Origin of the sequence: Lacibacter sp. MH-610 (assembly GCF_045780045.1) — a bacterium.
Lineage (GTDB): Bacteria > Bacteroidota > Bacteroidia > Chitinophagales > Chitinophagaceae > Lacibacter.
In genome coordinates, this window is the sequence record NZ_CP116002.1 from 3,325,193 (window position 1) to 3,345,177 (window position 19,985).

The 19,985-nt window shown below is 42.8% G+C and carries 21 protein-coding genes; all 21 read right to left on the bottom strand.

Translation table 11 applies throughout. The features are described from left to right. Positions 1-119 precede the first annotated feature (119 nt). The 21 genes from PDL71_RS15395 to PDL71_RS15495 all read right to left on the bottom strand — a co-directional run bounded on the left by PDL71_RS15395 (position 120) and on the right by PDL71_RS15495 (position 19,937). Positions 120-506: an HAD family hydrolase gene (locus PDL71_RS15395; protein ID WP_407522635.1), complete on the bottom strand. Its 387-nt coding sequence runs from the start codon at positions 504-506 to the stop codon at positions 120-122. Beyond that, positions 503-1,075, bottom strand: coding sequence for a hypothetical protein (locus PDL71_RS15400; protein WP_407522637.1), 573 nt, complete (start codon positions 1,073-1,075; stop codon positions 503-505). Before PDL71_RS15400 ends, PDL71_RS15395 begins: the two co-directional genes overlap by 4 nt. Continuing rightward, complete coding sequence (locus tag PDL71_RS15405; RefSeq protein ID WP_407522639.1) at positions 1,072-1,401, bottom strand: hypothetical protein; 330 nt, start codon at positions 1,399-1,401, stop codon at positions 1,072-1,074. Before PDL71_RS15405 ends, PDL71_RS15400 begins: the two co-directional genes overlap by 4 nt. Before the next feature lie 7 nt (positions 1,402-1,408). Beyond that, entirely contained in the window at positions 1,409-1,687 is a 279-nt protein-coding gene (locus PDL71_RS15410) for a hypothetical protein (RefSeq protein WP_407522641.1), read from the bottom strand. A gap of 10 nt (positions 1,688-1,697) precedes the next feature. Continuing rightward, complete coding sequence (locus tag PDL71_RS15415) at positions 1,698-1,958, bottom strand: hypothetical protein (protein WP_407522643.1); 261 nt, start codon at positions 1,956-1,958, stop codon at positions 1,698-1,700. A gap of 2 nt (positions 1,959-1,960) precedes the next feature. Then, on the bottom strand, positions 1,961-2,539 hold the full coding sequence (locus PDL71_RS15420; protein WP_407522645.1) for a hypothetical protein: 579 nt from the start codon (positions 2,537-2,539) through the stop codon (positions 1,961-1,963). Next, positions 2,511-2,819, bottom strand: a complete 309-nt coding sequence (locus PDL71_RS15425; protein ID WP_407522647.1) for a hypothetical protein — start codon at positions 2,817-2,819, stop codon at positions 2,511-2,513. The genes PDL71_RS15420 and PDL71_RS15425 overlap by 29 nt, the downstream gene beginning before the upstream one ends. Then, positions 2,816-3,103, bottom strand: a complete 288-nt coding sequence (locus tag PDL71_RS15430; protein ID WP_407522649.1) for a hypothetical protein — start codon at positions 3,101-3,103, stop codon at positions 2,816-2,818. The genes PDL71_RS15425 and PDL71_RS15430 overlap by 4 nt, the downstream gene beginning before the upstream one ends. 91 nt (positions 3,104-3,194) lie before the next feature. Then, positions 3,195-5,381, bottom strand: coding sequence for a hypothetical protein (locus tag PDL71_RS15435; RefSeq protein ID WP_407522651.1), 2,187 nt, complete (start codon positions 5,379-5,381; stop codon positions 3,195-3,197). After that, positions 5,378-6,067 carry a hypothetical protein gene (locus tag PDL71_RS15440; RefSeq protein WP_407522652.1) on the bottom strand — a complete coding sequence of 230 codons (690 nt, stop codon included), beginning with the start codon at positions 6,065-6,067 and terminating at the stop codon, positions 5,378-5,380. The genes PDL71_RS15435 and PDL71_RS15440 overlap by 4 nt, the downstream gene beginning before the upstream one ends. Beyond that, complete coding sequence (locus PDL71_RS15445; protein WP_407522654.1) at positions 6,064-8,358, bottom strand: hypothetical protein; 2,295 nt, start codon at positions 8,356-8,358, stop codon at positions 6,064-6,066. Before PDL71_RS15445 ends, PDL71_RS15440 begins: the two co-directional genes overlap by 4 nt. Continuing rightward, a complete protein-coding gene (locus PDL71_RS15450; RefSeq protein ID WP_407522656.1) occupies positions 8,355-8,747 on the bottom strand; it encodes a hypothetical protein in 393 nt (130 codons plus the stop codon). Before PDL71_RS15450 ends, PDL71_RS15445 begins: the two co-directional genes overlap by 4 nt. After that, positions 8,737-9,981, bottom strand: a complete 1,245-nt coding sequence (locus PDL71_RS15455) for a hypothetical protein (protein ID WP_407522658.1) — start codon at positions 9,979-9,981, stop codon at positions 8,737-8,739. The genes PDL71_RS15450 and PDL71_RS15455 overlap by 11 nt, the downstream gene beginning before the upstream one ends. Beyond that, positions 9,981-11,120: a hypothetical protein gene (locus PDL71_RS15460; protein WP_407522660.1), complete on the bottom strand. Its 1,140-nt coding sequence runs from the start codon at positions 11,118-11,120 to the stop codon at positions 9,981-9,983. The genes PDL71_RS15455 and PDL71_RS15460 overlap by 1 nt, the downstream gene beginning before the upstream one ends. An 80-nt stretch (positions 11,121-11,200) precedes the next feature. After that, positions 11,201-12,094, bottom strand: coding sequence for a hypothetical protein (locus PDL71_RS15465; RefSeq protein WP_407522662.1), 894 nt, complete (start codon positions 12,092-12,094; stop codon positions 11,201-11,203). Positions 12,095-12,146: 52 nt separating this feature from the next. Next, complete coding sequence (locus tag PDL71_RS15470; protein ID WP_407522664.1) at positions 12,147-13,472, bottom strand: hypothetical protein; 1,326 nt, start codon at positions 13,470-13,472, stop codon at positions 12,147-12,149. A gap of 30 nt (positions 13,473-13,502) precedes the next feature. After that, positions 13,503-14,621, bottom strand: a complete 1,119-nt coding sequence (locus PDL71_RS15475) for a hypothetical protein (protein WP_407522666.1) — start codon at positions 14,619-14,621, stop codon at positions 13,503-13,505. An 8-nt stretch (positions 14,622-14,629) separates the two neighbouring features. Beyond that, complete coding sequence (locus PDL71_RS15480) at positions 14,630-14,920, bottom strand: hypothetical protein (RefSeq protein WP_407522668.1); 291 nt, start codon at positions 14,918-14,920, stop codon at positions 14,630-14,632. Positions 14,921-14,980: 60 nt separating this feature from the next. Continuing rightward, positions 14,981-17,257 carry a hypothetical protein gene (locus PDL71_RS15485; RefSeq protein ID WP_407522670.1) on the bottom strand — a complete coding sequence of 759 codons (2,277 nt, stop codon included), beginning with the start codon at positions 17,255-17,257 and terminating at the stop codon, positions 14,981-14,983. A gap of 11 nt (positions 17,258-17,268) precedes the next feature. Further along, positions 17,269-19,320 (bottom strand): hypothetical protein, encoded by a 2,052-nt coding sequence (locus tag PDL71_RS15490; protein ID WP_407522672.1) that lies wholly within the window; start codon positions 19,318-19,320, stop codon positions 17,269-17,271. A 2-nt stretch (positions 19,321-19,322) separates the two neighbouring features. Further along, positions 19,323-19,937, bottom strand: coding sequence for a hypothetical protein (locus PDL71_RS15495; RefSeq protein ID WP_407522674.1), 615 nt, complete (start codon positions 19,935-19,937; stop codon positions 19,323-19,325). Between the last annotated feature and the right edge of the window lie 48 nt (positions 19,938-19,985).

Sequence of the window (19,985 nt, forward strand, 5' to 3'; positions counted from 1 at the left end):
TATGCTTTGCGAGGTTAAATCGGCAACAACGGTACGGGGCTTTTCACTACCCGCATTGCGGCGGATTTGTTTCAGCGTGTTGCCTGCACCTACTGATCGCCTTTTTTTGCCGCTCTTATTTAGAGGAACCGTTTTAATATTCTTTCGCATTTTTGTTTCCAACCGCCACTTTTTACATTTATACCTACCGTTTTACATTTATCGTACTTTATAGCACTTAATTCAATAATATCATCATCCAGATGCCATATAACCTTTGTGTGCATCAGGTAAAGACTTTTACTTTCCATGCAGGTAAAGCGAACCCTCCATCTCGGTATGCCTACTTGATCAACTACCTCCCATAAATCATCTATAGTAGGATTGTGCGGGTAACGATGCTTATGAAGCTCATCGAATCTGCTTGTAATAACCCATACTTTAATACCACGGCTAATCAATTCTTTGGCATAGTCCTGCACATCTTTTCTGGAAAGCGTGTTATCAAAATCAAATGATACTATCATAATTGGATTGCATCGTGAAACACCTTATAATAAGCCGCTATCAATTGAGCTTTGTCAAGCAGATTAATAATACGCCGGGCATTGATTACATCAGTTTTGGTGTTAAAGTAATCACTAAGTTTTTTACCTGTATATAACCCTCTCAGCATCCCTTCATACGTTGCCCATATACTCGGCTCCATCTCCAGCAATAACTCAGGCTTATTTAAAAAATCCCAATCCTTGCCTTGCTTTCGTGCCTCTCTCGTAAGCATTTCATACACCTCATACCATGTGTTTTGCGTGTGCCCACGGCCGTAGTACAATTTATCAGGTGTGGCGTAAGGTTTGCCATCAAACTTAATCTTACTGCCGTAGCGCTTACCACGTCCTTTTCCGTACTCCTCAATAGCTTTCATGGTTTGCGCCGTTTCATGAAACACGGTTGCGAGTATGTAAGCCACAAAACGCTTATCTGTTACTTTACGGGCTACCGCTTCTTTGATTATAGCATCAATATTTGTTACCTGGCTTTGGGATAGTCTGCCGCCTCGGAACATTGGCCGGATGGCATTGTAGTTTAAAATCACCTGTACAAAATTTTGTGATAGAATAAATTAAACGTGCCGTTCCATGCGGCACCGATGGCGAGTATATCCAGCCACCAATGGCCGGTGCTTTCAAAAAACACCATTGCAAAAGCAAGGAGTATAATCATGCTGCTTTTGGCTATATGCCAGACATCAGCTTTCCAGCCGAATACCTTAGCGGCATACTGCCAGCTTATTTCCTTGCACCAAAAGCGCTTATCTGCATGACTGAATACGGAACGGTTAAACGCTACAATGTTTTCTGTGCGATCCATAATAGCATTCATGGCTGCCGCCAGAAAAATGAGCAGGTATGTGATAATCATATTCAAATTATTTACCAAACCACAAATCCCAATAATCATTTCCTAAAACAAAAATTACCGTTCCAAATGCAATGTGAATAAGGAACATATAAAACATTGATGTTTTGTAGATAGGGATTTTTTTACCATCAAATACTTTCTCAATCCTCCTACCCCATTGGTCACGCTTCCAATAGTAAGAACCGCCGCTGTGTTGCTTCCATGCAAAAAACAGCCAGATAAAGCTGCTCCAAAAACAAAAGGTTGTGATAATCCAAAAGTCTGCTGTGAGTGCTAATAAAGTCATATTAGTAATTTTATTGGTTATAAATATTTGTGTCTCCTTTTACTTTATTCAGCCCTTTGAAGATGTGTACAAACCCGATGGCGCAACCGATCAGGATTAACTTTTGTACAATATCTTCCTTGATGAAATAAGCGAGCAAACCACAGGTAAACAGGCTGAGTGCGTACCAGTATTTATTTTTAACAACGGCAGCGGTACCACCTTTTACCAAGTCAATAAGTGCCACCACAATAAGGGCGAACACTACGAATAACAATAAACTCCAGTTCATAATTAAAATTTTAATGGTGAAATAAGTCTGAGAATCGGCTTTCTGAATTGAATAGTAATAGATACAATAAGGATTATCCAGAAGTACAACTTCCACTTACCCGTTTTCTTTTTCTGCGCCTGTAAATCATCCTGAAGTGATACTATCTTTTCATTTAGTTTACTTTTATCCTCCAGATGTTTACTAACTTCTTTCTGTAGAAGATTTATGCGTGAATTGTCGGTAACTACTGCTGTATCTCTGATGATAACACGTTTCTCTACTGTCTTAAATTCAGTGCGTACCACTGTCTTTACATCATCTATGTAAACAGTATCGGTTTTGAAATCAAGAGAATAAAGCGTGTCAAGCAAAACGGTCGTATCGCTTGAAAAGATGGTGTCATTTACACATCCGCCTTCGCTCACAAACTTATCTGTTACAATCTTGTACTTCTCGTCATCAAGCAGCACACGGCGTACCGGGTTACAACTGCTGTGCGATAAAGCATAGAAAAGAAGTATCAGCAGCATACATATTGCTGATACCGTTTTAAAATTCCAGTTACCGGGTTCAAACCCCAGGTTGTTGTTCGCTGTCATCTGGTTTTGTTTTTGGTTTTTTCGCCTCCACAAATGAGAAGAATACACTGTTACCAAAGTAACCGAGTACAACTGTAGAGAACGGAGTTATTACAAAAAGGTCTGCAATATCTTCACGGAGATATACAAGCAGCCATGTTGTTAACAAAGAGAGCGCCGCCATAGGAACAGCTTTCTGCCATCCGTAGCTCAACCCTTTGTTGTTATGGTTTACCCAATCTTTAAAATAGTGAATAGCCACACCTGCGGCTCCTAACAAATAAAGTTCAAAGTGTATCATGTTTTGCTTATTAAGTATTTGATAAATAATGTCAATCCGCTACCAACAATAGAACCAACAAATAAAGCCCCTGCAATCCAGCCTTTAGCTTTCTGCATCTGCTCTTTCATTGAGTTTACTTCCGTCTCCAGTTTTATCACCCGCTCAATCAACCCTTCCTGATGCAAAGCCTCATCACCTGCAAGCAATACGTAAATTTTTTCAATCTTTTTATTGGCTTCATTCATCTGATCTATAGCCTGCCAGAACTTTTGCCTTTCTTCTATTGTGAGCTGACTTTCCATCTTTTTTAGTAACTTTTACCTGTGAAACGTTTTTTAAATTACCTCCCGCTTGCGCTTATTATTGTTTTGAGCTGTTTACTGATTGCTTTCATTAATTGGCTCTATACCTCGTTCTTCGCTTAGGAGTAGGGCAGTTATTGAAATTAATTGCCGGCGCCTCTTCCTTTTGAAAAGTAGCCGCTGCTCCGTTGCTGATACGTGTATTGCCACAAATGAAATTGTTGATCTTCCTGAATGTGTTCCTGTAATCCGCTGCACCGATATTGGTTACGTTTTTAATCAACCCCAGCCTGTTATTGTAAATCCTGAAACCTGTACTGTCATTCACCGGGTTCTCTGTTTGTCTGGTGGCTAAGAAGATGCTGTAAATATTGGTGGTGAGATTATTGGTGTAAACGGGATCGGTGCTGTACCTGATCGCTTCAGGGCTGCGGCCCCAGAACTGGAAGTAGTTAAGATACCCTGCACTGTCAACATAGTTGTCGTAAATCTCTAAAGGCTTAGGGCCGCAAGAGCCGCTGGAAGCAATGCCCCAACCCATCGTGCATACAACTGTATTACCGAAGATAGATGCCTGCGTATAGTTGCCTACCACAATACCACCCCACTGTGCCTGATCGCCGCCGATGCCTGAGTGCTTTACTATATTGTTATAGATGTAGCTGTAACCTTTACTGGCGCTTGATAACTGAATACCGGCACGGCCTGTACTGTCTGTGATGCAGTTAAAGATTCTGATATTGCCCATACGTGCAGGCATAGGGTATTTCGTGGTGCCACTACAGTTTACAGGTCTTTCGTCATAGCCGCCTAACCGGTTATCAGGTGAAGTATTGCCCACATAAAAACCCTGGTTCCATGTTTTTATAGCAGCACAGTTGCGGATAGTGATACTGTCTATTGTCCATAAAGGGTAGTTGAAACTGCTGTCACAACGGCCTTCGTCCTTTATTGAAAAACCCATACCTGTATTACGGGCAAGGATATTACTATAGGTAACACGCTTACTTTTCCCGTCAAGAGAAAAAGAGATCAGGCTGTTTAAAACGCTGTCATTACTATAAGGTTGTGATACGATGCCGTAGTTGTCTTTACTTCCCGTACCTGTAACGTTTACATACTTGCAGGAGTAAAGGTTAAAATAACCTGTTCCCGGATTAGCCCAATTTCGATACGTTACCTGCTTATTGGTATTCATAATGGTAATAGGACAGCCAGCCGTACCTGTAGCATTAAATAACTCAAACTGAGCGTACAGGTTATTGCCGTCAAGGAATAAAGTATCGCCGGGTTGTAGGGCTGCTCCATTGGTGTTGTAGTAATAAGCTCCAACGGTGTAAGCGGTGCCGGAGCATGAACTGTTTGCGTTTACCGCCACAATATCACTGCCGCCGTGTCCATCACTATCAACTACACTAAACTGGTAAAGATGTTTTCCTTTGTAACTTAAAGAATCAATGGCTGTTGATGTAGATGTGCTGCTTCTTATTTTGTCGAAGTTTTCAGCTATGTATCTGAAAGGATTGATTGCACGAATTAGGTTATTAATTTCCGTGTGAAACGTACCGTTACCATGTACTTGGTCGCCAATGGTCATTGTTGTTTTCCAAAGGTCGTTTCCTGTGTTTTTGCCTATCTTCATCACATTGGCGAACCTTGTACCGAAAATAAGTATCAAAGAATCGTTCAGCCTGTTTAATCGTGTTCTGTCTCCCGCACTAAAATCTTCACGGGGTTGCGTACCCATTACGATGTACTCATAACCTCTGTTTACAATACTATCCCTCCACTCTCTGAATCGGTTTAATATCTGTGCATCTGTATAAGTGCTGCCGTTGTAACCGTTAGACGGGTAAGAAAGAATGATTATTTTTCTTTGATGCGAACCGCCGATATTTAAACGGCCTGTGATAGAAGCTCCAAATATGGTTTGCCCACCCTCACCTGCGTTGTAAACGCTATCAACTAATCCTAAAGGCTTATAATAAGATGATAACTTAGTGCCAAAATATTCTGCCGTAGTTACTCCAAAACCCTGTGCTGTAGAACTGCCGATAATCACAATAGAGTATGTCTGCTGCCGTGGCGTTTGAACCTTCGTCCACAACTGTGAAACCATTGTAGCACCGTCATAATACGTAACACTTGCGCTTGCTGATGTACTGTTTACGGGTAACGTAAGGTTTATATCACTACCTGCATTTACAAGCGGTGACGTATGTTGTGCTATCGCAAATTGCGATACGAGATAAAAGAATATGGTTAATAAAAATCTCATGATGTTCTGATTATTCTTACTGCATTTATATAACCGAATGTGTTTGCCGGGGCAGCCGCAATTCCCAATGAAATCTCGCCGCTCCCGTTTGGAACTTTACCTGTAAACCGGTAAATAGTACCAGTTGATATTTTTTGATTCCTGATAGTGCCGAAATTGTTTGTTGAAGGTGCTACGTTTATGTCATTGATAGTTTCAGTGCCTCCGTTATCAATACAGGCTATTAACGAAAGCCTGTTATCTGTAACCTGCGGACGAACCATTAATATTTCAAGTGTATAAGTTCCTGCTGTATTTAATCCACTAAACCTCATATTCCCCCCTGCCGGATAGGTAGTAGATTGATTAAAATAATAACCACTACCGCATTCAATAGGGAAATCAGAGTTTTGCAAATCAATAATTACCCATCCTGCCGCCGAAATTCCATTCCAGTTCCAGTTGCTTGAACCTGTACCCACTGTACTACACGTAATAGTTGAACCGCTTCTTGAATCATTACCCGTTACAACGGCTGTGTAAGGGTCTCCCATCATAGTAACCCAATCAGGCACGTTAGACGGGAAGCCTGTATATGTGAAATTGAACTGAGCTACTACTTGTGGGTAACCTGTTCTGCTCAACCCAATCGGGTTTTGAGCAAAAGCAACATTGATTAAAAAAAGTATGGTAAGTATTAACCTCATTGTCTTGTGGTTGTAAATATTAATTGTGTGCTTAAATAATCCACATCCAGTGTTCTTGCTGTTGTACCCACACTCTTAATCATACCCCAGCCAAATCCTAATTCACGGCCCGTGCCCGATGGTATGTTTGTGGAGTGAACCCCAACCGATGTGCCATTTACAAAAAACTGTGCAGAAGTAGCATCAGCGTTTACTATAACAGTTAATCGTACCCATGTAGCGGCACTTACCGCTGTGGATGTAGTTGTAAATGTTCTTGCGCTGTTGGATGCCGTTACTATCTGCCAGTTAGCACTTGCAGCACTACTTGTACTCACACCGCCTTCATCATAAAGAAAATAAACTCCATCAACCTGATTTGCTGCTGTGTAAGTATCAAAGAATCCGAATAATAATTGATAGCGTTCTGTTCCTGTTGATAAGGTTGTAACGTTTACCATTGTTTCATACTTCCACCAACCGCCGCCTAAACGGATGGCTGCTGATGCAGTGTTTACATAGCTTCTGCCCGTAGCGGTTGTACCTGTAGTAGTTCTTACTAAACCTACACGGTTTGTAGCATCAGTTGTTTGTGCTGATGTAGCTGCACTTGCACCACTGTTTAAAGCCACCACATCTGCACCAGGTGCAGCAGTTCCTACTGTGTTTATAAATTCATTATGGTAATCGTATGCAACTCTTGTTTGATACTCAAACCGCTTTTTCAGTATGCTGTCTAACTTTACGTTATCCCATTCGCTGTTGGTGTTATCCCATTGGAGCAAATCACCTGTCGCAATAGATGTTTTATTTACTACTTCTGTTTGTTGCCATCCTTTTGTACCGCTTCCGTTTGTGCCATACACCTGATTGTTGCCGGGGCTGGCCGCATCGTTCACTAACTTAATGCTATCACCCACTGCGCCTGTACCTGTTACGGATTGTGTGGTTAAAGAAGATCCGCCGCCGCCTGTATTATCTGTACCGGGTGCCCATGCACTGCCATTCCATTTAAGAACCTGCCCGCTTGTAGCCCCGCTTTGCGCTATCTGAGAAGGATTTAAACTACCACCTAAAGATGATAAACTAAAGTTGCCCTGATTGATGGTGTACCTGTAATTCTTACCGTAAGTACCCACGGCACTATCAATAGTAAGCAGGTTGCTCATGCTGGTATGTGCCAGTGAGTGAATGAATATGTCTGCTCCTGTTTGTGTAGCAATAGGCGCAAACTGTGAGTTGATAGTGATGTTACCCATTGCGGCCATACTATCTAAAAACTCAGAGCGTGTGGTATAAGAAAAGAAACGGTTATTGATTGAGGCAGAGGTATCACTTGGGAATATTGAAATATTACCGCTGCCTAATAAACTTGTACTGTTGATTGTTTTTATATTAGTACCGCTTACAAGTAAATCCTGCTTACCTAAAAACCTGTTGCCTATTGATAAGGAGCTATCAGACGGAAAACGGGCTAAGATGCGGTTGTTGATGGATAAGGATGTGTCGGAAGGGAAGCCGCTGCCAGAACCAGAAGGCCAGTATTCCAAAGGTCTTATGCCGCCTGTTGCCGATATGCCTAATGGTTTATATGTAGAGGTATCGGATGTCGTACCAGATAGGTTCTTAAAAATAAATAAACCCTTTATTACAGTTCCGTTATTTGGATGAAAGCCTAAGTAGCTTGAATAGGAATCATCTTTGAATCCAAATAAATCAACATTGTCACCTAAATCTGTAGTTGTAAACTTTCCTAAAAAAGTTGTATAGTAATTGCCTGAAGAATTTTCGTACAGGCTTTGGGTTATTTTAAAATTATAACTTGAAGGCGTTGTTATTGTTGTATTTTCTGATATTGTACCGCCTAACTTAAACTGATTCCCACTTAACGTTAAACCATTCCCCGCCGTGTATGTTGTGCCGGCGGCTAATATCCTGTTGTTAATAGATAGTGAGGTATCAGAAGGAAATGGATTGCTCCATGAATATGTTCCCGAACCGTTGTTGTACAACCATCCTGTGCCGTTTACTAAATCGGAGAAATTAGTGAGCTTTAAATTAAGTGGCTGATAAAATGAAGCGTAATCACCGCTTTGCGCTGTGATAACTCCCGTCCTTCCGAACACACTTGTTACAGGTGCTGTGCCGCCAACGCTTCCTGCATTGAACGTGTTACCGTTTTTCCTGTAAAATAAATTACCGCCGCTTATCCATGCACTGTCAACCGCCGCTAAGTTTTCAATTACAATTCTTTGCTGCGCTTGTGTGCTTAATCCAATCAGTAAAAATAATATCGCTACTAAATATTTCATGCTTCTACTTTATCTGCGTTTATAAAAATTTCATCTACCTGTTCATCGGTTAAGTTCAACACCTGTTTAATAAATAAGGTAGTTGGTGAACTTCTTAACACCGTATTACTGTATTCTATGCCTTCCTCGGCTGCAATCTTTTGTACCCCGTCAGGCATTGCAGCAATGGTATCTTTAACAGGTTGTAATAAGTTCATTGACCTTAACACTGTTCTTAAACACCAAAGTGGAACTGATTGCGGTACGGGTTCTTTTACTACCACATCAGCAACTTCTACTTCTGTGATAGGTAGGTTTGAATTATTCCTTTGCTTCCAATCTTCGGCCAGTTGCATCGTATTAAAATCATACGTATTCTGACCTGAAGTGATACGATACTTAATACTCATACAATCTAATTTTATCTATTAAAAATCTTCTTTCTGCTGTGCCGCTTCGCTTAACTATCGCAGCGTTCATTAATACAGGAAAAACAGTTGCAGGCTCTGTTAATACCGCTTCACCTACTTTTGTACCGTTAATAAAAGCTCTTATAAACGTTGGTTCTTTTTGAACTACCAGATTATAAATTGTTGAATCATCAACCGCCGTACTTGTATTTATTGTTGTTGTACCGCCCCCATCTACAATAACTAACTGCCAGTTACCACTATTTAATGTGTCAGTGTATCTCCAAAAAATAGAGTTAGATGTGCCGTCTGTTTGCTCAACATCTCTTGAACCTGCATAAAAAACAAATCTGTCTGTGGAGTTAGATGTATGAGAAAAAACAACTCTATGCTGCATTACCATGTAACGGGTACTCATAGAAAAACTCGGAACACTTTGCGATGTGTTTAACCTAAATCCTGAAACACCGTTAGAGTTAGTGCCTGTAACAAATATGGCACTTTCGTTCATGCCCAACGGATAAGCATTAAAAGCACCTACAAAACCACCGTTAGCCGTAAATGTTGTCAATCTTGGGTTTGTGCTTCCCGTCATTGAGTGGAACTTTATATCGTAAATCATTTCAGGGTATTCCCATTGCCAACCCCTCGGAGTATATTTGTAAAATCCTACTAACTCATCCGTTTGGTAATAACGTTGTCCTATAAATGGAGAGACAGGACGGTTTGCAATCGTGCCTGTATCAATTACCTTTCGCATATAAGGATTTAGCATTGAAGCCGTATCGCTTATATTTAGCTTTTGATTAATTCGATTACTTAAAGAAGTTGTATCTGTAGAACCGCCGCCTCCACCACCGCCCGAACCGTTTGCAAAAATTACTGTATCTTTTATGCCGTTAGCTCTCTCAAAAATCAACCCGCTATCACCTAACGCAACAATATTTCTAAACGCTCCGCTATCTATTCCTGAAAATGAACCGCCGCTCCCAATCTTTAGCGCCTGGACACCCGTCCACACATAAACAGAACTGTCAGAAATATTATAAAACAATGATCCCGGTCGCTTCCCTTTCGATGCAAGTATTTGAGGTAGCCCCATAATACTGTCATGCAGCACCCGGTCAATCTTATCATTCCTCCTCATGTTTTGGTAATACTGCCCGTCAATCACACTCTGCCCCTGCACCGCCATGCTGCACACTAAAGTCAATATCGTTATAACTTGTTTCATCAACTTTCTTTTAATAAAAACAAATACCAAGTTCCCGCTACAAATTCATCACCTACATTCGTTTTACTTACAGTGCTGCCCGTTAAACTTATATCCGTATCTCTCAGCACCATGCCCTCATTAGCGGTCATTAAAATACTTTTGCCGCTAAACACAGCATTCGTATAACTGGGGGCCGTTGTACTCATGGTTACAAAAAACTTTGTAACATCACCGGCCGTAACCGCATAGCAAAAAACATAAGGGGCTATCGCTGTATTGGTGTTAACATAAGCGGGAGCGGCGTTATAGTAAATGGTCAAAAACTCATTTACATAATCAATCACACCCGTTGTACTACCGGCTTTCAACCGCTCTAAAATGTGGAAATACAAATTAGCTGCATACTCATAGGCTTTCTTTGCTGCCTCATACGGCTGGCAGGAAGCAGCAAGATCATCGGCCCGCTGTTTAATGGTATTCAAGTAAGCAAGTAAGCTGCAGGTATCGGGCGGTGTGTTTGCTTGGGTGTTCAATGTACTTGCCACCACATCTTTAATGCTCACCCACGTATCATTGCTGTTGTTGTAAACCAGCGTAGTGCTCAGCGCAATGGTATAAGCCGCATCGTAATAAACACCTGCAATAGCAAGGTCAAGCGTGGCTGTACTTCCGGTAACCGTGCCCACTGTTCCCACCGTAGCCACCCAGCTTCTTACCGTGCTGGCAATTGTGTAACCACTAATGCCATAGTTCACATTGTCAAGCGCCCTCAACTGTGGCGTAAACACATCAAAACTTTTAGTAATCACACCCGTAACGGGCACGTATTGAAAATTCACGGTTTTGGTAAGCACCGTAGGAGTATAACTCGGATGGTCAATTGTGTACTTAAAGATGTAAGTGCCGCACTGTGGTTTGTTCTGTGCGTTTCTTCGCAAATCCCTCAGCCCGGTTGTTAAAGCGCTGCCGCCCCATGAAATATCAGGAGTTGCCCACGCCCCATCTTCTCTTATCTGGTCAGGGTGCGTAATATCAAAAATGCCAATCAGGTTATTAGCCACACCGCCGGGATAGGTGCCCGTATCCGTCAAAACAAATTTGTTTTGCGTGTAGTCAAATCGCACCGTAAAGTTGATATATGCACTTAAATCCGGCATGGCTACCAAAGTTTTTTAAAAGACCCTCTCTAAACAAAGAGGGTCAGTAGCTTTACGGGCTACTACAAACACAAAACACATCATTGCGCAGCTTTGGCAGCTACCAGTTTCTTGATTGTTTCGTATTCTTTTTCACCTTTTGAGGTCGTTTTAAAATATTCATCCAGTTGTTCGTGTGTGCTCTTACCCTCCACACGTTTTAATGTTGCCACTACATTGTTGCTGGCAGTATTCGTTACTGTCATTTGCACGGCATCGTAAACCAATATGCCTTCGTCCAGCGCCCTCTTAATCACAGAAAGGCTTTCAATCTTCTTATCATCTTTCATCAGCGCCTCAAATCCATCCGGGTTTCCTTCCGCAAAGGCCCACAAATCATCTTTAATCATTTCAGGAGATTGCCCTTCTGTTGGCCTTCCCACCGCTTTGGCCACCATAATCAAATCCCTGCCCGAAAGCCTGTTTACGTAAGTTTGTATTTCAAAGAGTTTGGTTCGTTTGCTCAGGCTTGCTTTTGCTTCTGCATTCTCATCCACCTCGTAAAACAAAGCCGTCTTGCTGTTGTCCCTGTCTTTTCTCTTAGCATTATAATTGCATAACTGCATATACCAATACAGGTACCTGTCCTCATCACTGTTGCCATACAGGTAAATATTACCCGTGCCGGGCTCCGGCCTGAAAAATCTTCGTATAATCTGGCTGTCAATAGCAGTGCCGCTTGCATCCACTCCGTTCACCAACCCAATATCTACAATAGCACCACCGGCTTCATTGGCATAAGGATCGTAAATACTATCCGTAGGCGGCAGCTTAAAAACTTCGGGAAAAGCATACTCTTTCTTCCCGTTCTCGTTCACAATAATCCTGTCTGTATTGTACCGGAACTTTTTACGCTCTCCCGGTTTAAGCTGTTGTACACCCAGCTCCTGCAAAAACTTAGCAGAAACTCTGTTGTAACGTCCAAGCTGTTTCATGTTTGTGTGTTTATGTAAAAAGATAGAAAGGGGAGTTGCCTCCCCTTTGGTATTAAATGAACTGCAACTTTGAGAAGTGCTGAGGGCCAAGAATTTCAAGCCCCTGCGCAGTGTAAAAACGCTTCTCCATGTTTGCTTTCAGGCTGTTACCGCCTTTGCCAAACATACCGCTGTGTGCTTCCGCAATCATACCGTTACCATACTCAGAAGGAGTATTTTTATAACGGAGGCGGATGCGGCCGGCATAACCACCGCCCACCAGCTTCACTTTGTCAAGTGGAATATGGTAAAGCGTGTTATGGAAAATATTACCGGTCATATTAAACAAACGTGGGTTGTTCAATATGGGCAATACAGCGTATTGGAAGGTTAAACCACCAGATGTAACTTTTTCAACATCAAAGTTGATCTCCTTGCCATCCACCTGCAGCCTTGCACTGGTCATTCCGGTATTGCTGGTGCCTTTAAAATAACTGTCCATAATGTTTGCAATCTTGGTAGAACGCAAACCGAGGAACGATGTAGCGGTTGTTCTGTTAGCTACAATCTGGTTTACATGGTCGTCCAGATCGGCTTTTGTAAACGTACCTGCAGAAGCCACACTGTCGCTTACGCCACCACCAAAGGCAATGTAATCATGCAAGCCACGGGTGCTTTGATACGTGTAGCCATCAGCATCCACATCACCGGGAGCGCTGTCAGAAAAACTGGTAGCACTCATCTGCCCTGCAATCATCTGATAGTTTACCTGGCTTAAAAGTTTCTGCAATGTTTTCAACGCACCGTAGTCAACAATCATTTTGCTGCCCTGTACGCTTACTTCTTTGGTATCAAACTTTTCAACATCGGTAATCCGGTAGGTTTCAGAAAACGCTTGAATCTTACCCAATGCTTTGGTAGGAGTAAAATTCAGGTTCTCAGGAGCGTTACTGTTTTCACGCTCTGCACGGCTACCCACAACCAGCACGTCACCGGCTGTTACAGTAAGGTTGCCACCGTCAACAGATTTAATAACCATGCTGTCAGGTGTACCCCTTGTTACTGAAAACACACGGGCCTGCTTTCCGGAAACGGTAGTAATCAAATCCCCCTCACGCACATAGTTTTGTACGTTAATAGGAACGGTTACAGATGGTGTTCCGCTTGTTAATACAGTTGCCTGAGCGGTTACTGTACGGTTCACATCCTCATCTGTAAAATTGTGAAATACCCAGTTGGAAGAAGTGTGTTTCTCCATACGGTTACTGAGCTTTAAAATATCCATCAACCCTTCCTGGTCGTAGATGTCTAAGATACCGTCACGGAATATGTCTCTTGCGTCGTACATATCCACCGCACTTACGGTCTTTTTATTTTGAGTGCCTAATCCTTGTGGCATAATTGATAAGGTTTAATAGTTAAAAATGTTTTACCCGTGCTCCTGTCGTAAAGCATCAGCAAGCGCCTGCATCGTGTTTACAGGGGCACTATCAGGTACTACTGCCTGTCCGCTCGGCGCTTCGGGGTTCAGTTGCTCTGCAATCTGTTTTGTTCCCAAAGATTTACCGTGCTTCATCAGCAGCGTATTGTAGTTCTGCCGGTCTGTAATGTGTGCGGCTAATTCCAAAAGAAATGAATAGTCGGGCACCGGGTTGCCGTTTACATCCGTCAAAATCCTTCCCATCTCATCTTTCTTGGAGGTGTAGAAAGTCATTTGTGCAGGATCAACCAACACGCCCAATGCTGCATTCACATTCTTTGCTTCGTAGTTAAATGATAGTTCATCGTCACCAATCTTCAACAGGGGCTTTTTTACAAACTCCTGCACCAGCGGTTCGGCCAAAACACGCTGCTTGGTGGCTTCAATCAATTCTTCATGGCTCGGTTCCTGTACCTGCTCCTGTGGCTGTTTAGGTGGTGCTGCAAATTTTTGCTGCCGCTCCATAAACTCTTTACGGTATAGGGCAGCATCCGCTTCCATACGCAGGCGGCCCAGCTCCACATCTGTCTCAGAAAATGTAGCTTCGTCCTGTTTGTAGGTTTGTATCAGGTCATGCTGCACCAGTTTGTTTACCTTATCCTCGGCCAGCCCAAGTGAGGCGTACTTCTCTCTGAGTTTACGCTCTACGATCTGCTGCTCCGGCATTTTGGCAAAGTCTACCGTTTTTGCTTCCAGGTAAGGGGTAAGGTCTCCTTGTGCTTTGTAATAATCCAAAGCGCCAATCAGAAAATCATCTAACCCTAATTGCTTTAAAAGAGCTGTTTTATCTTCAAACCGTTGAACAAGTTCTTCGGCTGTCAATTCCTTTTGTGGCGGCGGAGCGTACTCAATCTTTGGGGTCGCTATCTCCGGTGCCGGGGTTGATTCGGGTGCAGCGGGTGCTGGTTCTGCGGTTACAGTTGTGGCCGCTGGTTCAGGTGTTGGGTTGGCGGGTTCTTCACTGCTCGGCGTTTCCGCTGGTTTCAAAAGCTCACTTAACGATACCACTTCCAGTTCCTCTACACTTGTACCCTGCTCCTGTGTTTCTTGTGTTTGTAAATCTTCCATGTTTGTGTTTATTTTTTATCCTTGGCAGGTTTTTCAACGGCCTTGTGTTCTGCTTCAAACACATCTTTTTTCTGCACCGCAATCACTTCGCCCTGTTTGCCCAAAAGAATGTAATCGCTTTCCTGTGCAATGGCAGATGCTCCGTTAATCACCAATTCAATAAAAAGATCGCTGCCATTCTTTTTAACGGGGCAGTTCAGCACCCACTCTACAGGTGTTTTAGAAGCAAGTATTTCTTTCTTCTGCTTTTCAGTAAACACCAGTTGCAATGCTTCAACCTCTTTAATAAATTTTGCCATACAGATACATTTTGTATCTCAAAGATATTTTAAAAATTCTAATAGTAAAATAATTTTATTTTACATTTCTTCATCTTCCGTTACAGGCTCAATTTGTATCTGTTGCTGCGGGGCAGGCGGTAGTCCCAATTCTTTGTCTTTAATCCGTTCTTTGGTGGTTTGCTCTTTATCGGTTACGCTTACTTTGCCTTCTACTTCCAGTTGTTTCAGCATCAGCTTGCCATCAATTTCCATTTTCAGCAACTCGGCTTTTAACTGGTATTCCAATTGAAGTGTTTCCTGCTTAAACTGTTCTGCAGCTTGTGCGCTCTGTATCTGTATCTGCCCGTTCATTTGCTGCTGCTGCATGGCTTCTTTTTGCATCTGCTTCTTACGCTTATCAATACGGTATGCCAGCATTTGTGCAGCACGTTTTAGGTTAGGTTCATTCTCTACCAATATCGCATCGGTAGGGTCAATCAACCCTTGGCTCTTATAGTTAAACACTTCCTGCACAAATAGCTGCCGCTTTTCATCGGTCAGTTTATCTTCAAGAAAAATTCCAAACTCGTGCAAATCCAAATCCGGGCTCAGTTGTATAAACTTCATCGTACCCTCACCCAGCGCCGGTAAATAACCTTCCACCTTTCCTTTCTTTACTGCCTGCTGCATCCGCTTTACCATCGCATTTGCCACTTTCAATAACAGCCGTTTTTCAGCCGCCACAATATTGTAAAGCGCATTCTTGGTTCCCTCCACAGCCATCATTGCCGGGTTGGTCAATATCTTCGGGTTGGGAGTGCTGCTGTCCGTTAACTCGTTCAGCCCAATAATCTCGTTCACCATACCTATCACCCGCACCAAATTATTCCACGCTTCGGCCACCGCTTCGCCGTAATTGGTTTGTATAAAGTTTACAGCTTGGTAGTTGATGTTCCGTTCACTTATACCCTGCCTTCTCGTTATCAATATCCCGTTTTGAAATGCCATATCCAGCACTTCTTTTGCCGTCAGCTTTTCACCACCTGCCCCCAGCGCTACATTTTCCAAAGCATCCAAATCAATTTCAATCATGTAAGGAATAAGGGAGTTCTGTATATTTTGCCACTTCAACCATGCAAGATGTATCTGGTCAGCAATGGTCATTAAATCCTCTCCAATACCCTTGCACTCCATCCGGTCAAAGTTGATGACTTCAATATGGTAATCCAGCTTGGCAATACCGGTTTTGTTGGGGTTACGCTTAGGGTTGGGCATCTTTCCAAAGTCATAAATAAAATCAGTACCCACAATCCACTTCGCTTTGTACACCATCGTTACGGGGCGGTAGTCATAATTCCTGCTGTTGTATTTACGATCACTGTACTTCACGGGTACATAAATCAAATTACCCGCCGCCGTTACCCGGCTTTCAAAAAAATAATCATCCACACTGTACCACTGCAATTCCAATACCTGCACCTTGCATTTGTCATATCCGTTCTGTTGATAGGCGGGCATGTTTACATTGCCAAACGTAGCCTTGGCGCTTTCATAAATACGTTCATACTCTGCCTCGGTAAACGCATTACCCGCATCTTCGGTAAACGCATGAAAAGGCTTTTCAACCACTTCTCCTATGTACAGCAAATCACTAAAGTCAGCATAGTTGCAGTAGTTGCACACAATGTTCCGGTTATCACACACTCTGAATTTTGGTTTGCCATTCTTATCCAGCCAATCCTTATACACCGCCACGCCCTCATCAAACAGCTTTTCAAACACCATATCCCTGCATCTTGCAATATCATTCCAGGCAAAAGATAAATTCACCGCATCCTCGGCCTCAATTGCCATTTGGTGTTTAAAACCATACTCTGCCTGCATTTCCAATTCCTCCAAATCCTGCGGGTCTTTGGCATCCAGCATCAAAGAAGGATGGTTTGCCAGTTCGGGGGCCTGTTCTTCCAGCGCTCTCTTTAAAAGCAGTTTTGCTTTTACCTGTGCATAATACTCATCCACCTCATTCCTTGCCTGCGTATCAATGGTAGTGGCTACAATGTTGTATAAACTTTTCTGCAGCAGGCCCAGCGCCGTTCTGCGTTGTTTGGAAACAATTGCCAGTACCCGGTTATCAATATTAGCATACGTAGTATTGGTTTCTTCATCCACACCCACGGCTTTGTGATACCTGCGGGTGTCCTGCCTGCCGTACATATACTGTTTTATTTCGTCATACACACGGGCCTTGCCCATAAACATTTTTCTGCCTACAGAGGTTTCATAACTGTGGTACGCCGCTTTTGCAAATTGCAAGCACCAATCCTTACCCTTTTCTGCAGGGTTAATATTGTGCTTCGGAAATGATGATGAGGTCATGGTTTATTGTTTTATGCGGCATACCGCCTGAATAATTTTGTTACGTCTTTTAATCCTGTGCTTCCTTTGGCTGCTACATTGTAATGGTCAGCAAACAGTGTCCACCCCGCTGCCATACTCAAATCGTACTTTTGCGTGTTGGCTATTTCAAACTTCAACAGGTCTTGTATTAGATCAGGGAAAAATTGTTTGTCAATATGTTCTTTAAAAAACTCTTGCATAATTTCCAGCATCATCACTTTGTTCTCAGTGCTGGCAGGAATACCGGCTTCTTTACGGTCGCTGTAATGAATCAAGAAATCTTTGTACCCTCTCAATTCAAAATACCGTGCAATACCTCCTTTGTTATTTTCAAACAACAGTGGGCTTCCAAAGTAGAAGCACTGCATAATCATATCTTCATAAAAACTGTACGCCAGTTCGTGCCGGTACAGGTATTTGCAGATGAAGGCTTTGTTATAAGGGTCGTTCTCCGCATTGGGATCGTGGCGCTTTAATGTAAACGCACAACCCTTGCTTCGTTGGTTAGTATCTTCTACTTGGTCATGGTCAAAGGGGTCGCAGCCTGTAATAAATCGCAAACCGTTCAGCGGCATATATCGGTTGCCCCTGCGTTCTACTTTATTGCTCTGCCCGGGTTTATCAAACAGCCAGCATATCTCCCACCTGCCCGTAGGGTCGGGTGTCCATATCACCTTCGTATCACGCTCCCCATTAGCCCATGAAAAATTGCCACGCTCTTTGTAGTTTTTGAGCAGGCTCAAATCGCTCAATCTAAAATTCAAACTGTTGGGGTTGAAATGGCACTGCTTGGCATCCACAAAAAACGCTTCTTCCTCCGTCATGGGTTCTTTGCGTATCACATCATTTAATTCCTCCACACTATCCTTAAACTTTTCCCTTTCCGCATTAATAGCATCAATGGCTTCCTGTTCTTTCGGATAGCCGTAAATGTCATAATCCATACTACGGTGTGCAGGCGTAAACAATTTGTAAAGTCCGCTTTTAGTGCTGCCGTCTTTTTGTCTTTCAAACTGGTTGCTTTGTGCCCACAGCTTGTCAAACTTGTATTTAAAACCTACCTCCTCAACCGTAGTGGTAATAATCATTTTACCAATAATCTCACCTTTCTGGTTTTTACAACAGCGCTGCACTACCTTATGCCTGTCCAGCATATCCACCTTTGTCTTACCACTTTCATCGCCTATGTATATTTTACTTCTCAAACCATCAATAGCCTTCGCTCCGCTTTCCTTGGCGTTGATGCTGGATTGTAATTCAGGCACCTTCTGCAGTTTAGGGTCAATCTTACCCTTCTTACTGGTTTTGAAGAACCGAATATTTCCCTTGGGCACGTCACCTTTCGCCCGGTCATACTCTGGCTTAAAGTACGGAGGCATGGCACGAAAAGCAGGAATCAGTTTTAAGTCAAACAAGTCATTTGCATCCGCTTCGGTTTTGCTTTGTATGTAGGCATGGGATTTTGCAGTACGGGTAATAATCTCTACAGCTATACATGCGGCCTTCTCGGTTTTACCATTCCGGCGCTTCTCAATGTCATTCATCCCGTAGCATTTTGGATCCTCATAACAATACGCCCAGAAATAAAAATACTCCTGGTCAATCTTCCGAAAGTCAGGATAGCCCGTATCGCTGTTCATGGCCCAGTAGGTAAGAAAATAGTAGTTGGGCCCTGTTATATACTCAGGCACACCGTTGTTATAAAACCACACACCGTATCTTCTTCTGTGCCATTCCCGTTGAGAAATCTTTGCCAGTTCCGGGTGCTGCCATTCGGGTTCTGTTAATTGCCGATCCCGTTCTTCTTCAAACCATTCGTTTACCTCAGCAGGTATATCAGGTCGCTCCCAATACTGTTCTTCTTTTTTTGTGCTTCGCTTAATCACATCCACCCGTTCCAGCAGTGGTTGCGCCAGCCCTGTTTTAGCCTCAATCATCCGTGCCTGGTCCGGGTCGGAGTGATAGCCAAACCCCACAGGAGGTATCCAGCATTTTAAGCCGTACACCGTTACACACTTACCGTTATGAATGGGTTTAAACATATTTATACAATTCCTGCTTGATGTTCAGGCCTAAAAACATTTCGCTTTACCACTTCCTTCACTGCGTCCTCATCCCCGGCAAACAGCTTCTTCCAGTTTTCCGTAAGCCGCTTATTAATCACTTCCTTTGCCTCACTCAGTTTGGTTTTAATATCCAGCGCACTCATCATGTCCTTGTCCTTCTCGCTTTTCGTAATAGGTTCCATCAGTCGTTTTACAAACTCCCAATAGGTTTGCTCATCAGCATTGATCGAAGCCATCAGCCGGTTATTACTCAGCCGCTGGTAATTCACCAATACCGTAAGCACATATTCATTGCTGCAGCTATACACATGCTCTTCCAAAAACTTTGCATCCGCATCCAAGTCATACCCGGCTATCACCGCCGCATCTGCTTTACGCTGGGCAAACACACTTTCTTTAAGCAAAGGGCTTTCGGGGTCATACATGCACACTATGTATCTGCATATTTTTTCCCGTGGAACATCGTCAATAAAGAAATTATCTTCATCTTCCGCACCCTTCCAAATGCTTTCCAGCTTTGTGTCTTTGTGTAGTAGTTGTTTCCGCATCGGGTTTACCAAACACCGATTAAATTCTTTTTCTGTGTATTGCATAACAGATACAAAATGTATCTCAAAAATAGCAAAAAAAATCCACCGCTT